This window comes from Niallia sp. XMNu-256 (assembly GCF_036670015.1).
In the GTDB taxonomy this organism is placed as follows: domain Bacteria; phylum Bacillota; class Bacilli; order Bacillales; family Cytobacillaceae; genus Bacillus_BD.
Window position 1 is genome coordinate 2,957,253 of the sequence record NZ_CP137636.1, and the last position, 20,643, is coordinate 2,977,895.

The following is a 20,643-nucleotide window of genomic DNA, read 5'->3' on the forward strand; positions in this document are numbered from 1 at the left end:
GCGAGGCATCATCCATTTTCTGGATGGTGTCTCGCACCTTTTCTCAAACTATACTGTTTTGTATCAATATTTCGTTCATTTAACCAATGATGGGTATTCCCACTTATGACGAGAGAAGATCGTTGTAGTTCTGCGATATTTTGGACACCTAATGCTGTCATAATCATGATTAATTCTTCATGCATTAGAGCGATTTCACTTATTAAGCTTTCGATCCCTTCTTTAATAAGCACTTTTAAGAAATGTCCTGAAATACCAGATAAGTTAGCCCCTAATGACAACGTTTTTGCTACATCTAAACTTGTTTGAAGCCCACCAGAGGCCACCACTTCCATCTCACATCCGCTATTTTTTGCTTCTATTAGTGAGGCAGCTGTAGAAATCCCCCATTGATTAAAGAAACTTAAAAACCGTTCGCGTCGTTTGTTCTCAATCTTCGCAAAATTAGTCCCACCATATCCGCCGATATCGACCATTTTTACTCCAATGGAAGCAAGTTCCTTGACTGTTTCACGATTCATGCCGAATCCAACTTCTTTTACGATAACAGGTACATCTAATCCATTCACAATTTTCTCGATGCGTAACAAAGCATCCGCAAAATCGCGATCTCCTTCTGGCATTGTAAGCTCTTGGATCACATTTAAATGGATTTGGAGAAGGTTTGCCTCAATCATGTCAATGGCCCGTTTGGCATCGTCAAGACTTGCTTCACTGCCAAGATTCCCCATAATGATTCCGTTCCGATTTTCTTTCCTTACTATTCGGTATGTTTCTGCCTCTATAGGGTTTCGGATAGCAGACATTTGCGAACCAACAGCAATGGCTAAATCCAATTCTTTTGATACAATTGCTAGCTCCTGATTTATCTTTGTTGTTCTTTTCCCACCGCCACCAGTCATCGCATTGATAAAAATTGGCGAACTTAAAGAAAGTCCGCCAATCTTTGTATCTAATGAAATATCGTTCACACCCATATTGGGTATGCTTTGGTGTATGAACATCACATCATCTAAACCAGTTGATCGCTCCTGACCTGTTGATAGTGCATGTTGGATATGATCCCATTTTCTTTTTGATCTAGACAATTTATATCACCATTATTTTTTCAAATTCTTAAGTTGATCCCCAATTACATCACCAAGGGAGAAGCCTTTCGTTTCTTCTGGCAATTCGTAATCAGTCACTTCTGTTGCTACATTTTCTTCTAATTCCTTAATGCTTAGAGAAAGTCGTTGTTCAGATTCGCTAACATCAAGAACCTTCACTTTAATATGGTCTCCTTCGCCTAACACTTCATGTGGTGTACCAATATGTTTGTGAGAGATTTGTGAAATATGAACAAGTCCTTCTACTCCTGGAAAAACCTCTACAAATGCACCATAAGATACAATTCGCTTAACAGTTCCATCTAAAATAGAGCCTTTTGGTGCTTTTTGAGCAATATTTTCCCATGGTCCTGGCAGTGTTTCTTTAATTGATAATGAAATTCTTTCATTATCTACGTCAACACTTAAAACCTTTACTTGAACCTTTTGTCCTTCTTCAACTACATCAGAAGCTTTTTCGATATGCTGATGGGATAATTGGGAAATGTGAACAAGTCCATCCATACCGCCTATATCAACAAATGCTCCAAAATCGGTTAGTCTTTGTACCGTTCCTTCAATCACTTGACCTGATTGTAAAGAAGAAAGTAACTCTTGCTTTTGTTTTACTTTTTCTTCTTCCTGTACTGCTTTATGGGATAAAATAATACGGTTCTTTTCTTTATCTAGTTCAACAATTTTGAATGTTAAGGTTTTTCCTTTATAATCTGAAAAATCTTCAACAAAATGAGATTCAACTAAAGATGCTGGTACAAATCCACGAACGCCTAAATCTACAACAAGCCCGCCCTTTACAACATCTTTAATTTCAGCTTCAAATGTTTCATTATTTTCAAATTTAACAACAAGTTGATCCCAAGCCTTTTCAGCATCTACCTTTCGCTTAGATAGAATTAACGCCTCTTCCTCAACTTTTAAAACTTGAAGGTCTAGTTCATCACCAACAGACACAGCATCACTGGCCTTTTCAATATGAAGACTTGATAATTCGCTGATTGGAATAATACCATCTAGTTTACTTTCAGCAACTTCAACAACTACTTGCTTCTCTTCAACCTTAGATACAACGCCTGTAACGCGATCGCCTACCTCAAAATTTCTAACTTCTACTTGGCCCATTTCCTCTGACATATGTATTCCTCCTTAATCCACAAACTTACTTCAAAATCAAATTCGCCTACCGAATTTGCGCCGGATTTATCGAGCTCGCTCGATAGAAAAATCCGAGGCGTCCGCCGGAGGCCAACTTCATCCAGCTGAGGTTTGTACCCCAACTGAATCAGATCAATTCTTTCTTTTATAGCTTTAAAATTAGGAGCGTGAGACTATTGCTGAATGAAGTTAAATGACGAATTTTTCATTAAAAATGAAGCTCTAATAAATCTTTAATAGAATTTTAAGAAAGATACTCCTTTTTAATAACTTCTTATAAATAGCTCATTTTGTCAAGTAAGATGCTATTTATAAATTCCGATTAATTGCTGAATTTCATTCATAATAATAGCAGTTGCTTCTTCAGCAGATACTTTGTTATTACGGTGTTCTGTAAAATCAATTGGCTTACCAAATACGATTTTAATTCTTTGAAAAGGCTTATATGACCCGATGACTGCACAAGGTACAATCGAAGCTTTAGAACGTAAAGCAAAAAAACCTGCTCCAGCTAACCCTTTCCCCAATTCACCCGTCTTACTTCTCGTCCCTTCTGGAAACAATCCCAATACTTGTCCTTCTTTTAGCACCTTTAGCCCCGTTCTTAATGCCTCCCTGTCACTCATTCCTCGTTTCACAGGAAAAGCATTAATATGGGGAAGAATTTTTCCAATTACGGGAGCAGAAAACAACTCCTCCTTTGCCATAAAATGAACGGGTCTAGGAGCTGCAATCCCAACTGTAGGGGGATCTAAATTACTAATATGATTGGAACATAGCAATACACCCCCATCTTTCGGAAAGTTTTCCCTACCAATAATCTGATAATTATAGATTGGATATAGTAACCCACTACAAATGGCTCTTCCTAAAGGATATAAATTCACTTACGATCAAATCCTTTCTTTTACTAATTCCAGAATTCGCTCTGCTACTTGATTGATCGAAAGTGTTGTTGAATTAATTAGAGTGGCATCTTCTGCTTTTTTTAGCGGAGCAACTTCCCTCTCGGAATCTAGCTTATCACGCAATGCAATCTCCTCTTTTAATTTCTCTAGATCAGATGAGTATCCTTTTTGTAGATTTTCTGCATGTCTACGATTGGCTCGCTCCTCAACAGAAGCGATTAAAAACACTTTCACTTCTGCATTCGGTAAAACAAAAGTACCGATATCACGGCCATCCATGACAACTCCTCCGCCTGAGGCTAAAAGTTGTTGACGTTTTACCATTTCCTCCCTGACTAACGGATGTCGAGATACAATAGAAACCGAATTTGTTACTTTTGAAGATCGAATTTGTTCGGTCACATCATTACCGTCTAAATAAACAAACTGCTTTCCGTTCTCGGGCACTAATTCAATTTTCGTATCTGATAATAGTGTATGTAAAGCCGGTTCATGTTCAAGACTAATCCCTTGATTCAACGCTTTATAGGTTAATGCTCGATACATGGCTCCTGTATCAATATAAATATATTTAAGTTTTTCAGCCACTAACTTTGCTACTGTACTCTTACCAGCTGCCGCAGGCCCATCAATGGCAATAGATATCTTTTTGTCCATGTTTCCTCCTGAATGTTCGGTAAAAATCTTAAAATTTAATTGTTTAATTTATTTTATCATAAGATTAGTGTAGAAGCCCTTATCAATTGTTAAAAGGAATAAGTTTATTATCGCCTATTTCAAGAATAAATAAAGACAGAGAGAATTCCCTGCCTTTATTTATTGATAAAGTGAAGCCACCGTTAATTAGGTTTACTTTCATCCCCACTTATAGATGTGGAGAAATTCTGCTGAATTGAGTTAAATGTTTCTAATACTTCTGTGATATTATTTTCAGTTACTCCTTCATAATGGGTGAGTTGTTGTAATTCTGGAAAAGAATTCCACTCATGAAAAAAGAGTTGGGTTAAGATTAGTAAAACGAGTTGAATCGTGATCATCTTCACTAACAATCTTTCAATAAACTTCATTTTATCCCCCATCATCTGTTATTTTATTCCTATTATGAGGGATTAAGGTTATTATTATTCGTTATAATCAATTCCTTTTTTCTTCATAGCCAATTGTCGATCAAAGGTAAAACGGAGTAAGGTTTGTCTTTCAATAGATGTAACATTCAAGAATTGCAAAGAAAATAAAGACCTTCCAGTTTCATCCTCATTGATCCTCCTAATAATTTTACTTCTTAGTTTCAAATAATGGTATTCTCCATCTTGAAAAGGCAAAATAAAAACAGCTACTACATCCGCTCCTTGTTGGACTGGATGTGCTTGTTGATCCAGTAAAAGTAATGAACCTCCAGCACTTATATCTTCTGTTATTGTTGTAAATGGTAAAAATTCATCTTGTACCGGGTGTATTGCAACATCAACTACCGCTGGGACTCGTACATATTGACGTCTTTGTATCTTAATGACAAAAGAGTCCCCGGGATACCTTAATTTTATCATCGGGATTCCTTGTAGTACTCTTCCTAAAACCTCAGTATTAAACATAAAAGCTGAATTGCCAAAAACAAAAAAACTTTCAATTGAGTCCCATCTACAAGAAACGTCGTTTGATTCGTTTTCATATTTATAGGATAATCAATATAAATAATCCCATCACTTTTTTCTACTAAGCGACATTTATATTTTTCCGAATGCTCATTATCTCTAGGTTCTAAAATTAGAGTGTCTCCAATCGTTAACATATGACCACATTCCTTTAATTTCCTTTAGGTAATTACTTAAATTATGCACATAAAAGATTAAATGGGCAATAGTTTCAGATGATCTTAAGAGATTAAAAATGTCTGTGTGACAGATCATCACACAGACATTTGTTTTATACTAAATCTTCATAAATTGGCTCTGCATTTTTCATTTTTTCGACTTTTTCTTCCTGACCGGTTTCAGCATTAATAAAGATACGATAAGTGTCTTTATCAAGTGTTCCCATAAATTCATAGCATAGAACAGCTTCATTTAAATCATTAATAATAACAGCTTGACGTTCCTCCATCACTTCAACTTGCGGATTGATTTTCTCTCTTGCCTCTGCCACAGTGATAGATGGTTTTGCAACTTCTGTATCAGAGGTAACTGATTTTAAATAATCTTCGTTCGAAAAACCAACAATTTGACCATTGTCTAATGCGACCTTTACTTTAAGTGACTTAGGATAGACTCTGACACCATCTAGAGATTTTATGATTGTAAATACACCTAAATTATCATATTGAGCACTTTCAAATACTTCAAGGTCCTTAAAACCATGATCTTTTAGAAATTGAACCGCACGATTTGCAGCATCATTCAAACTGATTTCCTGGCTCTTAACATCTCTAGAGAGCATGTACCAAAGTGGATGGCCGCCTTTTTTGGTAATATCCATATTCGAAATTTGATTCGTCTTTTTGTCTTCAAAGGAAATACTGTAAAAGCCATAGTCGGAGCCTTTGGCGTTTTCTGTAATTTGAACTTGTGTATCATTACTTAAACCAATAAATTTCTTGGCAACCTTGACCGCTTCATTTTTCGTAATAGTCTTGCCTTTTAAATGATCATAGCTATTATCATTTACCTTCATGTCGACAAATGCAACGCCTAAATCTGTTTCATCATAACCTTCCACCGTCTTTTCAACTGTTTTAAATCCATCGATGATTGCATTATCTCCTTGCTGTTTACCCGATACTAAAGCCAACTCAACATCCATCCATCTTAAGTTATTCTCCATGGCGACATGCTGAACCTTTCTAAGTTCATCCTGGATTTCTTCTGCTCGTCCATATAATTGTTTTAATGTAGCATACTCTTCTTCAGTCAACGGATCTTTGTCTAAATCACGAACAGCTGCCCGATAACTGAAATCTCCTACTTGAGCTAAGAACTCTTCTGTTTTATTAAACGGGAGAAGAGTTAACGGCAGTTGCCCAACATCACTATGAGCTTGTGAAGTTATCCTCCATACCTCTGCTAGAGTCGGTGAGAGGGATTGGCGAGAATTCATCGCGAGTGTTGTTCCGATCTTATCATGTAATAAATCAATTTGATAAGTTAACTCATGAAACGCCCTTTGGTAGTTATTTTCCGCATTGATTAAGACCGCATTTTTTTCTCGGTGTTCCTGATACCCCCATATAGTTGTACCAGCTACCGCTAATGATAAACCTGCAATTAAAATTCCTCTAAACAATGTACCTCACCTCTCTATTTACAGAATATATGTTTACCGATTTTTTTAATTTGTGGTCTAGTCCATATCCAACCACTTGTTGCTGTATCAGGGTTAAAATAGTAAAGCGCTTCACCTGTTGGATCCCAGCCATTTATGGCATCCAGAACCGCTTTTTTAGCAGTTTCATTAGGGGTCAACCAGATTTGACCATCGGCAACCGCTGTAAAAGCTCTAGGTTCAAAGATAACACCTGAAACTGTATTAGGAAATGTTGAACTCTGCACTCGATTTAAAATAACAGCTGCAACAGCAACTTGACCAATATAAGGTTCACCCCGTGCCTCACCATGTACCGCGTTTGCCATTAGTTGAATATCATTTTGTGAGAAACCATTTGGTACATTTGTGGCTGTTGGTCCTTTAGGCGTTGTTTGTTGCTGCCTTGCCGGTTGCTGTTGGGCTGGTGTCTGTTGCTGTCTTGCCGGTTGTTCTTGCTTTGCTGGTGATTGTTTCTTTGGCGGTGCTTGCTTATTTAAGTCTGTCCCACCATAATGCGTAAATTTTTTCCCCTTATTGATGTTTTGTTTCACATGCTTCTCATTATATTTTGACGCTTTAACAAGCTTTTCTTTCGTCTCTGCTCCTGCTAAACCATCTACTTTCATGCCAAACTCATACTGGAAATTCCTTAATGCCCAATATGTTCTCCATCCAAATACTCCGTCAATTTTTCCATTGTAAAAACCTAAATATTGTAGACGAGATTGAAGTTCTATAACGTCATCACCTACCGCACCTTGTTGAATGATTTGGTCCGTAAAGGCATCTACCTTTTCTCTATCTGGATAGAAACTGAAACAAATCGAGAAAATGATGATTAGTGCCGTAAAAAAAACTTTTCTTTTCATGTTAACTACCCCCAGTTATAAATCATTTTCACATTAATCGTATTTTTTGTAACAACTGGTTCATTTATACAAGTAATTTTTTTACCTCTTCTTAAAAGCAAAATAAAACCCTTCACTTTATAAATGAAGGGTTTTAACATTTTTGGAGTATTTAACACTTAATATGTGAGCCTTTTTCACTTTACGTAAGCCTAACCACCAAAGGAAAATCATAAAGGGCAACATAAAATAAATCCACGTTGTATGCAAATATAAAATGTAATCGTAAATCCCATGTAATAAAAATGGGACAAACAGTGATAGAAAAAGCCATTTTCCTTTTGATTGTGAAGAAAATTTTGCTTTGCCTAAATAATAGCCCATAATTACCCCAAACATGGCGTGGCTTGATACCGGTAGTAATGCACGTCCGATTGCAAATTCCAATCCATTACCAATCAAGTATAATATATTCTCTGTTGTTGCAAACCCAAGAGAAACAGATGAACCATACACGATGCCGTCATAGGGCTCATCAAAGTGAAAGTGCAAATAAGCTATATAATATACAATAAACCATTTAAAAAATTCCTCGAGCAAACCTGTTGAGAAAAAAGCATCCCCCATATTTGTGCGTAAAATATTCTCTGTCTCTAAAACATATTGAATAAACATAATCGGAAAAACAATTAGCGCTCCAAAGAAAAAAGTTCTAATTACTAATGCAATCGGTTCTACACCAAACTGATCCTTCAAATAAAAATAACATAGCAAGGCCAAACCAGGTGCGATTCCGGCTGACAGAATTCCCAGCATTTGCCGTCCTCTTTTCAAACTTTTTCTTTCATCCTAACATGTTACATACGTAAAGAAAACGGCTAATTTTACTAGTGAACAACAGGGGGCTAATATTTTTACGCGAACTCACTTTGTGTTATTTTTTGATCAGAGGCTAATAATACAGCTAATTTGATCCTTGCCTTTTTACTATCATAGTCCTCCCCTAGCAGGACGCCACTTTTCTGTAAATCATGAGCACTGCCGAGGTACCCATAGGAAGGGTACACTTTGCCTTCTTCCGCACTTGTTGTTACAACTGTGATAACTCCTTTATTAATAGCACTTTTTATTGAATCCATCATATAAGGAGGGACTTGTCCTCTTCCAACTCCTTCTAACACAAGTCCTTTTGCACCAGCAGTGACAGCGGCATCTATAAAAATTCCATCACCACCGCTATAACATTTAACAATATCCACTCTTGGGATGGATCTTTTAATAAGATATGATTCCTTCCTAACGGGCTTTTGGTAAATACTGACGATGTCATTATCAATGATTCCTAAATAGCCATATCCAAAGGACTCAAAGCCCTGTAAATTGGAAGCGTGTACTTTTTTCACATATTTTGCAGAATAAATTCTTTCATTAAAAACAACTACTACGCCAACACCTTTTAAAATGTCTGTTACTGCTACATAAATTGAATTTCTCATATTTGAGTAAACATCCGTCCCAACATCCTGTGGAGAACGCTGTGATCCGGTCACTACGATTGGTCTTGAATCATCAATCGTTAAATCTAGGAAGTAGGCCGTTTCTTCTAATGTATCGGTTCCATGGGTCACGACAATACCACAAATGGAAGGATCTTCTAGTTGTGAGAGAATTGCTTTACGAACTTTTAGCATTTCATCAAAGTCAATATGCATACTCGGCTTTTGCATCACATCGATAACTCTTACTTCAATATCATCAGGCAGTTGACATAACTCTGCCAACTCATTCCCCGTAAGAGCCCCTGAAGCTAAAAGTCCCTTTGATATTTCTTTACTAGCAATGGTTCCACCTGTTGTAATTAATGCAACTGTTTTTTTCAACTTATTCATCCTTTAATTTCTATTATCGATTGAAAGGGCTATTTTTTCGCCATGAAAGCGGCCATTTTCAACAAAAATCTCATTGGCCTCATTCCCAGCAGCAATAACACCAGCTATATAAACTCCCTCCACATTTGTTTCCATTGTTTCATCATTATAAACCGGTCTACCTGTTAAATCGTCTATTTTTACACCAATTTTTCTCAAGAAATCTTTGTCAGGATGATAACCTGTCATAGCAAAAACAAAATCGTTCTTTATCGTATACTGTTCTCCATCCTTCACGTAAACTACAGTGTTTTCTGTTATTTCCTTAACGACTGACTTCCATTCCATCTTAATGCGTTCATTACGGACATGTCCTTCAAATTCTGGAAGTATCCATGGTTTAATTTTAGGAGAGTATTCATTACCGCGATATAAAACCGTTACCCTTGCCCCTGCCTTAACTAATTCAAGGGTTGCATCTACCCCTGAGTTCTTTAAACCAATAACCACTACATCTTTATCAAAATAAGGGTGGGCCTCTTTAAAATAATGAAATACTTTTGGCAAATCTTCACCTGGTACTCCAATTAAATTAGGTTGATCGTAGTAACCTGTTGCAATAACAACATTATTTGCGATATATTTTTCTTTATCCGTTGTTACAATAAAACGAGAATCCTCTTTTTGAACATAAAGAACCTTTTCGAACGCATTGATACGTAAATCTTTCCGCTTTACGACTTCTCTATAGTAGGCAAGTGCTTGGCTTCGATTTGCTTTTCTTGTTTCTGTTATAAACGCCACATCACCAATTTCCAGTTTATCACTAGAACTGAAAAATGTTTGATGGGTTGGATAATGATAGATCGCATTTACAATATTACCTTTTTCAATGACAAGTGGTTTAATCCCAATGTCTTGTAGTGCAATTGCTGCGGCCAACCCACATGGACCTCCACCGACAATGATAACTTCTTCCTGTTTCAATGATGTTCACCTCAAAATTACGTACTATTTTTAGTAAAAAACAAAAAACTTCTATCCTATTATGATAGAAGCTTTGTTTAAAACTTTCAATATAAGAATAATTAGACCCAACCTCTGAATCTTGATGCTTCAGCCATTTTGCGTACGCCTACCATATAGGCTGCTAAGCGCATATCAACTTTACGAATTTGTGCCATCTCGTAAATTTGGTTAAATGCTTTCACAATAACTGTTTCCAATCTATCGTTTACCTCTTCTTCCGTCCAATAATATCCTTGATTATTTTGCACCCATTCAAAATAGGATACGGTTACTCCACCAGCTGATGCTAACACATCTGGAACAAGTAAAATACCTCGATCCGTTAAGATTTGTGTTGCCTCAAGGTTTGTCGGACCATTAGCAGCTTCTACAATAATTTTCGCATGGATATGTGGAGCGTTTTCTTCCGTAATCTGATTTTCAATGGCTGCAGGAACAAGAATATCACACTCTTTTTCTAGCAATTCCTGATTAGTGATCGTATGGTTAAATAATTTGGTAACCGTTCCAAAACTATCTCTTCTATCTAGTAAATACTCTACATCAAGACCATCCGGATTATAAAGAGCACCGTACGCATCCGAAATTCCGACAACAATCGCCCCTGCATCGTGCAAAAACTCCGTTAGGAAACTTCCAGCATTTCCGAACCCCTGAACGATGACTCTTGCACCTTTTATATCTATACCTTTTTTCTTTGCAGCCTCATTTATACATATGATTACACCTTTTGCTGCAGCGGACTCTCGTCCATGTGAACCGCCTAACACAAGCGGTTTTCCTGTAATAAATCCTGGAGAATTAAACTCATCGATCCGGCTGTACTCATCCATCATCCAAGCCATTATTTGTGAATTCGTAAAAATATCTGGAGCAGGTATATCTTTCGCCGGTCCAACAATTTGACTAATTGCTCTTACATAACCACGACTCAAACGTTCGAGTTCTCGAAAAGACATATCACGCGGATCACAGACAATTCCACCTTTCCCACCACCATATGGCAAATCAACTATTCCACATTTTAAACTCATCCAAATGGAGAGTGCTTTAACTTCATTTTCAGTTACTTCCGGATGAAACCGAATGCCTCCTTTAGTAGGACCAACTGCATCATTATGCTGCGCCCGAAAACCTGTAAAGATTTTCGTTGACCCATCATCCATGCGAATCGGGATTTTGACAGTCAACATCCGAATCGGTTCCTTCAACAGTTCATATACTTCTTCTGGATATCCTAATTTTTCCAAAGCCTTATGAATAACGGTTTGGGTTGACTTTAAAACATCAAGTTTTTCCTCTGCCGTGTTCGTTACCTGACTGTGATCGGCGGTCATGCATATTTCCTCCTAAAATCGTTGCTGATAGATGATTCTTTAGAGTTAGTATACACTTTTGTTGATAATATGCAAGACAAATGATTTTCTAATTAGAATAGTTAAAATATTTATAAAGCACTATGTAAACACTTTGAAACTCCCCTCGATTATTAGTTTCTTCATAATCAAGGAGAGTCGCATATCCGCTATTATTGAAAGTAAGTCATCATTTCGTTTACAGCTTTGTCCTTTACAATTGTTTTACCATACTCTTCTAGAATATGAACACTGATAAAAGACGGGTTTCCATACTCAGCCATAATCGCCGTAATGGTTGTTTGAATATCTTCACAAACATTATCAATTAGAAAATAATAAGCATTGTTCATATAGTAAATGGTTCCACCTGAAAACCCCGTGGCTCCTAACCTCTTGGCTAACCCAATCACATCTTCAAAATCTGCAATTTCAAATAAAATCTCCACATTGCCTTCTAATGTCACTTGCATATCGATAAACTGATCGTTAAAAATATCTTCTTCACTCTCTTCAACTGTAACGATCATCACCATCCCCTGTGCTTGCATAGAGAATATTTCAACAGCGACAGAACCATGGATATCCACTTTAAACTGTTCGCTAGCTTCTTCAAGCATATCATGAAAAAGTTGATGCCATTTCAATGAATCTTTCCAAATATCTTCTTTCGTCAACCCTCTGTCAAATAAATCATCGAGGGTCAGGAATATTTTAATCTTATTGTAATTTAATCGTTCTAAGCGCATATTGGATGCCCCCTACTGTGAACAAACTCTTAATTTAGTTTATGTAATAAAGCTATATTTGTGAGTCGTCTCATCCTAGTTGTATGTGTATACCCAATTTTGGTCAGGTTTCATGCTTAATCGTGATAAGATGTGTTTCAGCCTTTGCACCCAATCTAAATGGAATACCTGTTGTACCATATCCGTTACTTATTAAAACCGTTAATTCATCTATCTTCTTCAAACTTCCTTTCTCATAAGGTCCATACCCAAACAGACGGATCTGCCCTCCATGTGTGTGTCCTGACAACAATAAGTTAATTCCATACTTTGGTTCGATTTCCCTTCTAATTTCAGGATTATGACAGACTAATATTTTAAAGCTATCAAGCTCAACTTCTTCCATTGCCAATTCCAGATTATGTCTATCTTTACTAACCTCATCTAATCCGATAAAGTATAACCGCTCCCCTTCTTCGGATTGAAATAAAATCGAATCATTCACTAGTACTTTCACATCTAAAGATAATAGCATTGCATCCAGTACCGGAACATCTCCTTCATAATCATTGTTCCCCCATACAAATAAAACCGGCCCTAATGTTTTTAATTTCATAATATTGTTTTTGACACGTTCTAATGGTACACCTTTTTCCAGTAGATCTCCGCCAACAATGACGACATCTACATTTCCTTTTACCTCATCAATAATACTGTCAGAAACCGTTCGACGATGGATATCGGAAATAAAAAATAATTTAACTGTACGAAAGCTCTCTGGAAAAGCTGAAAATTCCAATGTATGATATACAACTCTGTTGCCAAAGGCTTCTCTATACATATAAATAAATAAACTAAGGAGAGTGATTAAACTAAGTATTAATATCCAAACCATCATTTTTTACAAGTGCCCCCTAAATAATAACTCATAGTCCTTAACATAGGATTTCTCGCATGAAGAGACCTATATTTTACCATAAAAATGTAACATAGAATAAATTTACCTATCATATGATTTAAAGGATGAAATAAAGGAGGTTATTAGATGAATACAAGAAATAAAGTTTGGCACCCATATAGCAGTCCATTCGATCCTTGTAAGCCTATCAAAACAAAAAGTTATTCTACTCCTCCCCATTTATACATGGGATTTCAACCACCAAATTTAGAACAGTTCGCACCTTTGGAGGCTTTAAAAGCCGGAACCCTTTGGAAGGCTCTTTACGATCCCTATTACAGCCCATATGAAAAAGCTAAAGGGAGGGATTAACATGAAAAAGATGCCTCCTGAATACTATCAATTACTCGAACAACTTCAAGCAGTTGATTTTGTCCTTGTCGAACTGACCTTATATTTAGATACCCATAATGACGATGCGGAAGCGATTAAACAATTTAACCAATTCGCTTCGGAACGAAAAAAAATAAAAAAGGCAATGGAAAGTAAATTTGGTCCACTGCAACAATTTGGAAACAGTTATTCGGGTTATCCATGGAACTGGGATGACGCACCGTGGCCATGGCAAGTATAGGTCGACTTATCCGATTAGGATTTTAACAAATGGACTTGTAGAATGTTAGGAGGTAATCTAATGTGGATTTATGAGAAGAAGTTGCAGTACCCCGTTAAAGTCAGCCAGTGTAATCCAACACTCGCGAAATACTTAATTGAACAATACGGTGGTGCAGATGGAGAATTAGCCGCAGCCCTCCGTTATTTAAATCAACGCTATACCATTCCTGATAAAGTAGTTGGACTATTAACCGATATTGGTACAGAAGAATTTGCCCATCTAGAAATGATTGCGACAATGGTCTATAAATTAACAAAGGATGCAACCCCTGAACAACTCAAGGCAGCCGGTCTTGGGGATCACTATGCAGATCATGATTCCGCTCTATTTTATCATAATGCAGCGGGTAATCCTTGGACTGCGACCTACATTCAAGCAAAAGGCGATCCGATTGCAGATCTTTACGAGGATATCGCTGCAGAAGAAAAAGCAAGAGCTACTTATCAATGGTTGATTAATATAAGCGATGATCCTGATATTAATGATAGCCTTCGATTTTTAAGAGAAAGAGAAATTGTCCATTCCCTCCGATTCCGCGAAGCCGTTGAAATTTTGAAAGAAGAAAGAGGGAAGAAGAAATTTTTCTAACAAAATCTTTTATTGAAAACAAATAAGAGTCTTTTGATACTCTTATTTGTTTTCATGGTATAAATTAATATCATAATTTTTCTTCATCATCTCAAACACAAGATGCCGATTTTTCCATTCGTCCTTATTACTCCACAAATCCTTACTTTTATCGATAATTTCACAACGCAATAAGTGGAATTCCTTTTCAGCCTTATCCCGTTTTTGCCGAAAAACATTCATTAGACCAAATAGGCCAAGGACGATCATTAACATAAAGAGATGGTTCGAATTATTTACATAAACCGAAAAAACGGTCGCAAAGGAATATGAATACGGCTTAAATAGCGTATAATACAAAACTATAAAATAGCCAAATGCAATAATGATTGTTCCCCACATAATCATTAAATGCCAAAAGGTTAATTTATCAAATTTCTGTTTTCTCTCAACTACCTTTTGTAACATTTTTCTTGTAGCCTGATCCGTTCTTTCATCAAGCATCATAATCGGTGATTCCAACTCATTCCCTCCCTTCTATCACCAATTTATGAACTTGTCCGTAAATGTATGACGGTTCTTTTTAAGAAATGATCTAATACGGCAAAAAAATCGGCACCACACATGCCGATTTACTTTGATAATGGGATGGTCAAAACCTGCCCCACTTTAATTTCATTACTACTTAATCCATTGGCCCTTTTAATCGTATCTATGCCTGCTTTTGATTGATAATATTTCATCGAAATTCGATAAATCGTTTCACCCGGCTGAACGGTATGGTAAATCGATTGATTGGATTGAGACTTCGTTTCACTCACGATTGAATCGACAGAAATAGAAGGGTTAGAGTTCTCTCCAGAGGAAATCAAATCATTGGGGTCCCTCCTTCTATCAACTGAATCTTCCACAACATCCTGTTCTCCCTCTGTTGAAGTTTCTGGTTCTGGCTCTGGATTTATCTCTTTCTCACTTTTTTCTTTTGGCACTGACTTTTCAATATCAATTACTTCGAAGCCCTCTGACGACTCCCCTATCGTTTTTCTTACGCTACTCATTGGTTCTTTTAACAAGGAAGAATAAATACTAAATATCGTAATTGGTAATAAAATAAAAAATAACACTAATAAACGAATGACCGGATACTTTAGCTTCCATTTATTTTTTTCCCTTTTTTGTTGGTGCACACGGCTTCTTGGAGGTAATTCTTCTCTTTCAACCATTTGCCCCTCTTCAAAGGTAGTTTTCTCTAATTTTTGCCTTAACTTCTCAGCTTGTTCTCTGTAGGGGCGCTCTTTACTCATTCAATGATCCCTTCCTGTTCATTTTGTTTCTTAGACTGAATAAAGTTGTATTTAATCAAACAACCTAATAAAAAATCAATCATAAAATGCATTAAAATCGTAACCAATAGATTCTCAGTCCGATCATAAATAAATCCAATTAGAAAACTTAACCCAATGACATTTATAAATAGAAACTTATTAAATAAATAACGAAAGTGAACGAACGCAAAAATAAGACTTGATAAAATAAGACCAACATGCGTTTGAATTACTCCACGGAATAAAATTTCTTCGGCTATTGAAACGATACCAGAGATCATCGCAATTTCAACAACTGGACGGGTTTGAAAAATTCGTTCATTCAATCCACCGTCATCATAGTAATGGGATGGAAGTAATTTCATTAACAAATAATCTAATAAAAATACCGCTACTCCAGCACTACCGCCCCATAAGAAAATTTGGTTTATATCCCATTTAAATAATGCGGCAAATTCTCTAACATCATCAAATAAAAAGAATCCTAGGATAAGAGAGAGGATTAACAAGAATAGCTGTGTTAAATATAAAGATTTGAGCAATTCCTTATCAGTTACTTCTAACATTAATTCACTGTACTTTTTTTTCATTGTTTCACTCACTTATGATATATTCGGTATCTTTTAATTTAATAATATATCAGTGAGTCTCTGTTTCCAACTAAATTCGACTTCATTCTTTTCTTCTATATTCCCACGATAAAATAATTTCATCTCAAACCCACACCTATCACAGCATGATTTAAGGTCTTTTCCTACCGTATCTTCCTTAAAGTACTGGAGGATCTGACTTCTTCTACAGCCGTCTGATCTGACAAGTTTCGTCATAACTGCTGTTTTTTCTTCTTTCAATTTTCTTCTTGATTCAACGATATTTTTATAATCTAGAAGATTTGTCAGAATGTCCGATTTGGTTTGGTCACGATCCAACAGAATATTAGATACAAATCTCCAACTTGTATCTGTAAATCCCCCCATTTTCTGCCATGCTTCCAAATCATGACTCCATACATCCTCGGATTGATGAACCATATTGAGTAACCAATCCAACTGTTGTATGGACGGTATTTCTGATAAAGCCAATTGATAAGCAAGTTGTTCATCACCAGGTGAGTATAATAAAACCGCAACACTCGGCTTTCCATCACGGCCTGCCCGCCCAATCTCCTGCAGATAGGATTCGACTTGTCCTGGCATATGATAATGAATAACAAAACGAATATTTTCTTTGTTCACGCCCATTCCAAATGCACTTGTTGCACATATAATTTCAAGTTGATTCATGAGAAACTGCTGTTGAATTAAAATGCGGGATTCCTGATCCATACCTCCATGATAAGCAGCAATGTTATTCACACCTTTTCCTCTTAAATATGTAACAGCCTGTTCAGCCATCTTTTTACTTGAAAAATAAATGATTCCGGGTCCCTTTAATTTGGCAACATGTTTATATAAAACGTTCCACTTATCTTGATGATTTTCAATTCGTAACACCGACATTGCAATATTTGGGCGATCAACCGAGAACACAATTTGCTGACAATTGTCCAACCTTAGTGATTGGATTATATCCTCAATAACATCCTTTGTCGCTGTTGCAGTTAAAGCTAATGTAAGCGGAAAACCTAGTTTTTCCCTAACTTCTCCAAGTTTCATATAATCAGGTCTAAAATCATATCCCCATTGTGAAATACAGTGCGCCTCATCAATGACAAATAGTGAGATTTTTTTTAACATTTTCAGCCTATCCATGAGAAGTGGATTGGCCAGTGATTCTGGTGAAATAAAAATAAATTTATATTGGTTTAAATTTAGCAGCGCTTTTTTCCGATCGGATCCAGCTAAAAAAGAGTTGACTGCGACAACACTTTTTTCCCCATTCATTTTCATTTGTTCAACTTGATCCTGCATTAAAGATAATAATGGAGAAACAATAATAACCTGGCCTGTAAGCTTATACCCTGAAAGTTGATAGCAAAGTGATTTGCCTGTTCCAGTCGGCAGCATTGCAATCGTATGATTGCCTTCTAGAACGGAAGTAATCACTTCCTTTTGTCCTGGTCGAAATTGTTCATAATTAAAATACTGTTTTAAATCGCTTTCTAACATGATCACCCGTCTCCATATTTAGCCAGCACCAATCTAATCTGAAAGTAAGTAACGTCCTCAACCATATTGAGAATAACTTTAAGTTGCTTTGACATCGACTGACTAGCTGCCCTTTTAATTTTTTCTTGTTTTTCTACTGTTACATACGGTTCAATTGAAAAGTCATTGATTTTTAAGGCTAGTTCGACTATATGATCTTCAATCGTACCTTTTTTTAATTGCCGAATGTCAATAATTTCTAGTAGTGAATACCCTTGTTGTAATAACTCCATTGTTTTTTCGGCAGACTGGGTAAGAACCCTGCTTTTCGTTGGTTCAATTAATGTATGTAAAATCGGAAATTTTTCAGCTTTTTGTTGAACTTCTGTAACCATAAAGTGGAGGATATTCAGAAATTCATAATAAAAATGTGTCGTCTCTAGATTAAACTTTTGAGCAGCTTGCTCTATGGTCAAACCAATAGAATGATATCCGCTTAAACGAACAACTATTAAATTAGGGTTAATCGACCGTTCTTTCTCTAAACAGGACACTAATTCAGAGTGTAAGTTCATACCTAATGTTTTCCGATTATAACGGTTTTGTTTTAAAAACATTCGTATCCAGTGAATGGTTTCTTGATTTTTTTGAATCGGGATATACTTTGAATCACGTTTTTGTAAATAGGAAATGACTTGAACTAATAGAGACAGCCTTTCCCAAAAAAGGAGGCTCTGCTTTTGCACATTCATGCCATCTAAATAACGTGGAATTGGTTTTTCGGTAATTAACCCAGCAAGAATGCACTCGCCTTCTTCCGTAAGACAATAATGATCATTATCGGAAATTGCTCTGACCCATTCGTTTGTTTTAAAGAAAGAGAGCATTTCTTCTAATTCCTGTCTACTTAAAAAGGGATAAGTATTAAATAAAGGTGTTAAACGATACAAGAATGCATCTTGAATCGTTTGTGAGGATTGTTTTCCATGTAACAAATGGAAAATCGAGTATATGGTGCGTTCTCCATTCAGTTTTTGTAAACTATATAAAATGATCATTTGTAAAAATGACAATTCCATTATGCTCACCGAACCATTCTAATATATTATTTCAAAAATAGTATACGCATAAACCCTACTTCAATCATACCATGAAACATTGTAATGAAAGGGTTTTCATATTGATTTTTTCAGCTTTAACCCTGAATAACTTTAAAAAAGCTATTCAAAATATTTTTTCTATTGAAAAGTTACTCAACCCGATTTAAAATAGAGGATAAGAAATGAGTTTATCGTTAAATCATCGTACAAACGATAAAATAAAAAATTATATTACTCAGGAGGTTTTTTCAATGGCAAAATATACAATCGTAGACAAAGAAACTTGCATCGCATGTGGCGCTTGTGGCGCAGCAGCTCCAGATATTTATGATTATGATGATGACGGTATCGCTTTCGTTACACTTGATGAGAATCAAGGTACAGTTGAGATTCCTGATGTTTTAATCGACGACATGATGGATGCTTTTGAAGGTTGTCCAACTGACTCCATTAAAGTAGCAGATGAGTCATTTGATGGGGACGCTTTAAAGTTTGAATAGTATCAGTAGTTAAAGGGGGGCTGGCTTTAGCCCTCTTTTTTTGGAGATCGTTTTCTCCAAATAAAAAAAAGCACCTTAAAGGTGCTTTTTTTATTTATAGACCCATTTTGTATGATGATTGTTGCTTTTGAATCCAATTTCCCATTTTTGAGAATAAGAACAAGAATACAAGTGACATAGCAATTCCTTTAATAATATTAAATGGTAATACCCCTGCCACTATATAGGAGCGAATTTCCGGACCGCTCATTGCTGGCCAGTTTAATAAAAACGTATAAGCTGGAAGTAAAATAAAGTAATTTAGTACACTCATAATTCCAGCCATTAAAATGGTACCGATAATTAAGCCAAAAGTCATGCCTTTTTTCGTTTTAATTTTATTATACACGTAATATGTTGGCAAGATAAAAAGGATTCCTGAAACAAAGTTTGCAAAGTGTCCAACAGGAATACCTGTTTCGCTACCCGTCATAAAATAATCAAGCACATTTTTTAATAATTCAATAACGATCCCTGCCATTGGACCATAAACTAACGTACCAATCAAAGCGGGCAGGTCACTAAAATCAATCTTTAAGAAATTTGGAAACGGTGGTATTGGAAAGTTTAATAGCATTAATACATACGCAAAACTACTTAACATGGCTACAGATACCATCACTCTAATCTTTTTACTTCTCATCTTCCTCTTCTCCTTTACTAGGATCCCTTCATCGGTTCCATAGAAAGAAGGTTTAGCGATAGCCCCTATAAATTTTCAATAAAAATCCCTCAAGTTTTATACTTGAGGGAGAATATTAGAAGGCATCTTTAAGAAACATCCAAAAAAGTATAATTTTTCTTGAATGTTGCCAAACCTCCATCTTCTCCCATCCAGACTATACTGTCGGCTTTGGAATCTCACCAAATCCTGCCTTTAAAATAAAGGCTCACGGGCTTTGAGATAAATCTCATTACCGTCGGTCGGGAATTTCACCCTGCCCCGAAGATAGATCTTATTCATATTTATGTCTTTATTATACATAAAGGTCCTATATCTGTGAAGAAAAATGTCTTAAAAAGGTTAAGTAAAGGTATATCTGTGCCTAATTTGTCACACAATTAACATCATTTCTTCATTTTTAGATTCCTAAAAATAATAAACTGACACAAAAGCCCATTGCACCTGCTATTAAAAACCTTCTTATGTAATCTCT

At 36.1% G+C, this 20,643-nt stretch carries 25 protein-coding genes and 1 riboswitch; of the genes, 4 read left to right on the plus strand and 21 right to left on the minus strand.

The window, feature by feature from the left end; all coding sequences use genetic code 11:
* Positions 1-8: 8 nt before the first annotated feature.
* The 15 genes from fni to R4Z10_RS15095 form a co-directional block, all read right to left on the minus strand.
* Positions 9-1,088 (minus strand): type 2 isopentenyl-diphosphate Delta-isomerase, encoded by a 1,080-nt coding sequence (gene fni / locus R4Z10_RS15025; protein ID WP_338470107.1) that lies wholly within the window; start codon positions 1,086-1,088, stop codon positions 9-11.
* Between the two features lie 12 nt (positions 1,089-1,100).
* Complete coding sequence (gene rpsA / locus R4Z10_RS15030; protein WP_338470108.1) at positions 1,101-2,240, minus strand: 30S ribosomal protein S1; 1,140 nt, start codon at positions 2,238-2,240, stop codon at positions 1,101-1,103.
* 326 nt (positions 2,241-2,566) lie between these two features.
* Positions 2,567-3,148, minus strand: coding sequence for a lysophospholipid acyltransferase family protein (locus tag R4Z10_RS15035; RefSeq protein ID WP_338470109.1), 582 nt, complete (start codon positions 3,146-3,148; stop codon positions 2,567-2,569).
* Positions 3,149-3,154: 6 nt separating this feature from the next.
* Positions 3,155-3,826 (minus strand): (d)CMP kinase, encoded by a 672-nt coding sequence (cmk, locus tag R4Z10_RS15040; protein ID WP_338470110.1) that lies wholly within the window; start codon positions 3,824-3,826, stop codon positions 3,155-3,157.
* A gap of 182 nt (positions 3,827-4,008) precedes the next feature.
* Positions 4,009-4,236 carry a YpfB family protein gene (locus tag R4Z10_RS15045; RefSeq protein WP_338470111.1) on the minus strand — a complete coding sequence of 76 codons (228 nt, stop codon included), beginning with the start codon at positions 4,234-4,236 and terminating at the stop codon, positions 4,009-4,011.
* 54 nt (positions 4,237-4,290) lie between these two features.
* On the minus strand, positions 4,291-4,761 hold the full coding sequence (locus tag R4Z10_RS15050; RefSeq protein WP_338470112.1) for a PilZ domain-containing protein: 471 nt from the start codon (positions 4,759-4,761) through the stop codon (positions 4,291-4,293).
* Positions 4,740-4,958: a flagellar brake protein gene (locus R4Z10_RS15055; RefSeq protein ID WP_338470113.1), complete on the minus strand. Its 219-nt coding sequence runs from the start codon at positions 4,956-4,958 to the stop codon at positions 4,740-4,742. Before R4Z10_RS15055 ends, R4Z10_RS15050 begins: the two co-directional genes overlap by 22 nt.
* Positions 4,959-5,092: 134 nt before the next feature.
* Positions 5,093-6,445, minus strand: a complete 1,353-nt coding sequence (ypeB, locus tag R4Z10_RS15060) for a germination protein YpeB (RefSeq protein ID WP_338470114.1) — start codon at positions 6,443-6,445, stop codon at positions 5,093-5,095.
* 14 nt (positions 6,446-6,459) lie between these two features.
* Positions 6,460-7,335 carry a spore cortex-lytic enzyme gene (gene sleB / locus R4Z10_RS15065; RefSeq protein ID WP_338470115.1) on the minus strand — a complete coding sequence of 292 codons (876 nt, stop codon included), beginning with the start codon at positions 7,333-7,335 and terminating at the stop codon, positions 6,460-6,462.
* Between the two features lie 117 nt (positions 7,336-7,452).
* Complete coding sequence (gene prsW, locus R4Z10_RS15070) at positions 7,453-8,130, minus strand: glutamic-type intramembrane protease PrsW (protein ID WP_338470116.1); 678 nt, start codon at positions 8,128-8,130, stop codon at positions 7,453-7,455.
* Between the two features lie 98 nt (positions 8,131-8,228).
* A complete protein-coding gene (locus R4Z10_RS15075; RefSeq protein WP_338470117.1) occupies positions 8,229-9,194 on the minus strand; it encodes an asparaginase in 966 nt (321 codons plus the stop codon).
* A 12-nt stretch (positions 9,195-9,206) separates the two neighbouring features.
* The gene (locus tag R4Z10_RS15080; RefSeq protein WP_338470118.1) at positions 9,207-10,169 is read right to left on the minus strand and encodes a YpdA family putative bacillithiol disulfide reductase; all 963 of its coding nucleotides are present in this window, start codon (positions 10,167-10,169) and stop codon (positions 9,207-9,209) included.
* Positions 10,170-10,270: 101 nt separating this feature from the next.
* Positions 10,271-11,548, minus strand: a complete 1,278-nt coding sequence (locus tag R4Z10_RS15085; protein WP_338470119.1) for a Glu/Leu/Phe/Val dehydrogenase — start codon at positions 11,546-11,548, stop codon at positions 10,271-10,273.
* Positions 11,549-11,739: 191 nt separating this feature from the next.
* Positions 11,740-12,315 (minus strand): genetic competence negative regulator, encoded by a 576-nt coding sequence (locus R4Z10_RS15090; RefSeq protein ID WP_338470120.1) that lies wholly within the window; start codon positions 12,313-12,315, stop codon positions 11,740-11,742.
* A 103-nt stretch (positions 12,316-12,418) separates the two neighbouring features.
* Complete coding sequence (locus R4Z10_RS15095; protein WP_338470121.1) at positions 12,419-13,192, minus strand: metallophosphoesterase; 774 nt, start codon at positions 13,190-13,192, stop codon at positions 12,419-12,421.
* A 147-nt stretch (positions 13,193-13,339) separates the two neighbouring features.
* Between R4Z10_RS15095 and R4Z10_RS15100 the strand changes: the two genes are divergently transcribed.
* From R4Z10_RS15100 to cotJC, 3 genes are read left to right on the plus strand one after another with little or no spacing between them, the layout of a single operon-like run.
* Positions 13,340-13,564, plus strand: a complete 225-nt coding sequence (locus R4Z10_RS15100; protein WP_338470122.1) for a spore coat associated protein CotJA — start codon at positions 13,340-13,342, stop codon at positions 13,562-13,564.
* Between the two features lies 1 nt (position 13,565).
* A complete protein-coding gene (locus tag R4Z10_RS15105) occupies positions 13,566-13,826 on the plus strand; it encodes a spore coat protein CotJB (RefSeq protein ID WP_338470123.1) in 261 nt (86 codons plus the stop codon).
* Positions 13,827-13,886: 60 nt separating this feature from the next.
* On the plus strand, positions 13,887-14,456 hold the full coding sequence (gene cotJC, locus R4Z10_RS15110) for a spore coat protein CotJC (protein ID WP_338470124.1): 570 nt from the start codon (positions 13,887-13,889) through the stop codon (positions 14,454-14,456).
* A gap of 42 nt (positions 14,457-14,498) precedes the next feature.
* Here the strand turns inward: cotJC and R4Z10_RS15115 are convergent, their stop codons facing one another.
* The 5 genes from R4Z10_RS15115 to R4Z10_RS15135 all read right to left on the minus strand — a co-directional run bounded on the left by R4Z10_RS15115 (position 14,499) and on the right by R4Z10_RS15135 (position 18,905).
* Complete coding sequence (locus R4Z10_RS15115) at positions 14,499-14,957, minus strand: YpbF family protein (protein ID WP_338470125.1); 459 nt, start codon at positions 14,955-14,957, stop codon at positions 14,499-14,501.
* Positions 14,958-15,067: 110 nt separating this feature from the next.
* The gene (locus R4Z10_RS15120; protein WP_338470126.1) at positions 15,068-15,739 is read right to left on the minus strand and encodes a LysM peptidoglycan-binding domain-containing protein; all 672 of its coding nucleotides are present in this window, start codon (positions 15,737-15,739) and stop codon (positions 15,068-15,070) included.
* The gene (locus tag R4Z10_RS15125; protein ID WP_338470127.1) at positions 15,736-16,350 is read right to left on the minus strand and encodes a CPBP family intramembrane glutamic endopeptidase; all 615 of its coding nucleotides are present in this window, start codon (positions 16,348-16,350) and stop codon (positions 15,736-15,738) included. The genes R4Z10_RS15120 and R4Z10_RS15125 overlap by 4 nt, the downstream gene beginning before the upstream one ends.
* Positions 16,351-16,383: 33 nt before the next feature.
* Positions 16,384-17,868 (minus strand): RecQ family ATP-dependent DNA helicase, encoded by a 1,485-nt coding sequence (locus R4Z10_RS15130; protein WP_338470128.1) that lies wholly within the window; start codon positions 17,866-17,868, stop codon positions 16,384-16,386.
* A gap of 2 nt (positions 17,869-17,870) precedes the next feature.
* Complete coding sequence (locus tag R4Z10_RS15135; protein ID WP_338470129.1) at positions 17,871-18,905, minus strand: helix-turn-helix domain-containing protein; 1,035 nt, start codon at positions 18,903-18,905, stop codon at positions 17,871-17,873.
* Between the two features lie 293 nt (positions 18,906-19,198).
* Between R4Z10_RS15135 and R4Z10_RS15140 the strand changes: the two genes are divergently transcribed.
* Complete coding sequence (locus R4Z10_RS15140; RefSeq protein WP_338470130.1) at positions 19,199-19,447, plus strand: ferredoxin; 249 nt, start codon at positions 19,199-19,201, stop codon at positions 19,445-19,447.
* A 94-nt stretch (positions 19,448-19,541) separates the two neighbouring features.
* Here R4Z10_RS15140 and R4Z10_RS15145 read toward each other — a convergent pair whose 3' ends face one another.
* Positions 19,542-20,129, minus strand: a complete 588-nt coding sequence (locus R4Z10_RS15145) for an ECF transporter S component (protein WP_338470131.1) — start codon at positions 20,127-20,129, stop codon at positions 19,542-19,544.
* A 175-nt stretch (positions 20,130-20,304) separates the two neighbouring features.
* Positions 20,305-20,441: riboswitch (FMN riboswitch) on the minus strand.
* Positions 20,442-20,643 lie beyond the last annotated feature (202 nt).

Coding starts and splice junctions, on each gene's coding strand:
- sleB (WP_338470115.1), bottom strand. CDS start 7,335: ATGAAAAGAAAAGTTTTTTTTACGGCACTAATCATCATTTTCTCGATT.
- cmk (WP_338470110.1), bottom strand. CDS start 3,826: ATGGACAAAAAGATATCTATTGCCATTGATGGGCCTGCGGCAGCTGGT.
- rpsA (WP_338470108.1), bottom strand. CDS start 2,240: ATGTCAGAGGAAATGGGCCAAGTAGAAGTTAGAAATTTTGAGGTAGGC.
- R4Z10_RS15100 (WP_338470122.1), top strand. CDS start 13,340: ATGAATACAAGAAATAAAGTTTGGCACCCATATAGCAGTCCATTCGAT.
- cotJC (WP_338470124.1), top strand. CDS start 13,887: ATGTGGATTTATGAGAAGAAGTTGCAGTACCCCGTTAAAGTCAGCCAG.
- R4Z10_RS15145 (WP_338470131.1), bottom strand. CDS start 20,129: ATGAGAAGTAAAAAGATTAGAGTGATGGTATCTGTAGCCATGTTAAGT.
- R4Z10_RS15085 (WP_338470119.1), bottom strand. CDS start 11,548: ATGACCGCCGATCACAGTCAGGTAACGAACACGGCAGAGGAAAAACTT.
- R4Z10_RS15095 (WP_338470121.1), bottom strand. CDS start 13,192: ATGATGGTTTGGATATTAATACTTAGTTTAATCACTCTCCTTAGTTTA.
- R4Z10_RS15050 (WP_338470112.1), bottom strand. CDS start 4,761: ATGTTTAATACTGAGGTTTTAGGAAGAGTACTACAAGGAATCCCGATG.
- R4Z10_RS15135 (WP_338470129.1), bottom strand. CDS start 18,905: ATGATCATTTTATATAGTTTACAAAAACTGAATGGAGAACGCACCATA.
- R4Z10_RS15130 (WP_338470128.1), bottom strand. CDS start 17,868: ATGTTAGAAAGCGATTTAAAACAGTATTTTAATTATGAACAATTTCGA.
- R4Z10_RS15140 (WP_338470130.1), top strand. CDS start 19,199: ATGGCAAAATATACAATCGTAGACAAAGAAACTTGCATCGCATGTGGC.
- prsW (WP_338470116.1), bottom strand. CDS start 8,130: ATGCTGGGAATTCTGTCAGCCGGAATCGCACCTGGTTTGGCCTTGCTA.
- R4Z10_RS15125 (WP_338470127.1), bottom strand. CDS start 16,350: ATGAAAAAAAAGTACAGTGAATTAATGTTAGAAGTAACTGATAAGGAA.
- R4Z10_RS15055 (WP_338470113.1), bottom strand. CDS start 4,958: ATGTTAACGATTGGAGACACTCTAATTTTAGAACCTAGAGATAATGAG.
- R4Z10_RS15045 (WP_338470111.1), bottom strand. CDS start 4,236: ATGAAGTTTATTGAAAGATTGTTAGTGAAGATGATCACGATTCAACTC.
- R4Z10_RS15105 (WP_338470123.1), top strand. CDS start 13,566: ATGAAAAAGATGCCTCCTGAATACTATCAATTACTCGAACAACTTCAA.
- R4Z10_RS15090 (WP_338470120.1), bottom strand. CDS start 12,315: ATGCGCTTAGAACGATTAAATTACAATAAGATTAAAATATTCCTGACC.
- R4Z10_RS15120 (WP_338470126.1), bottom strand. CDS start 15,739: ATGAGTAAAGAGCGCCCCTACAGAGAACAAGCTGAGAAGTTAAGGCAA.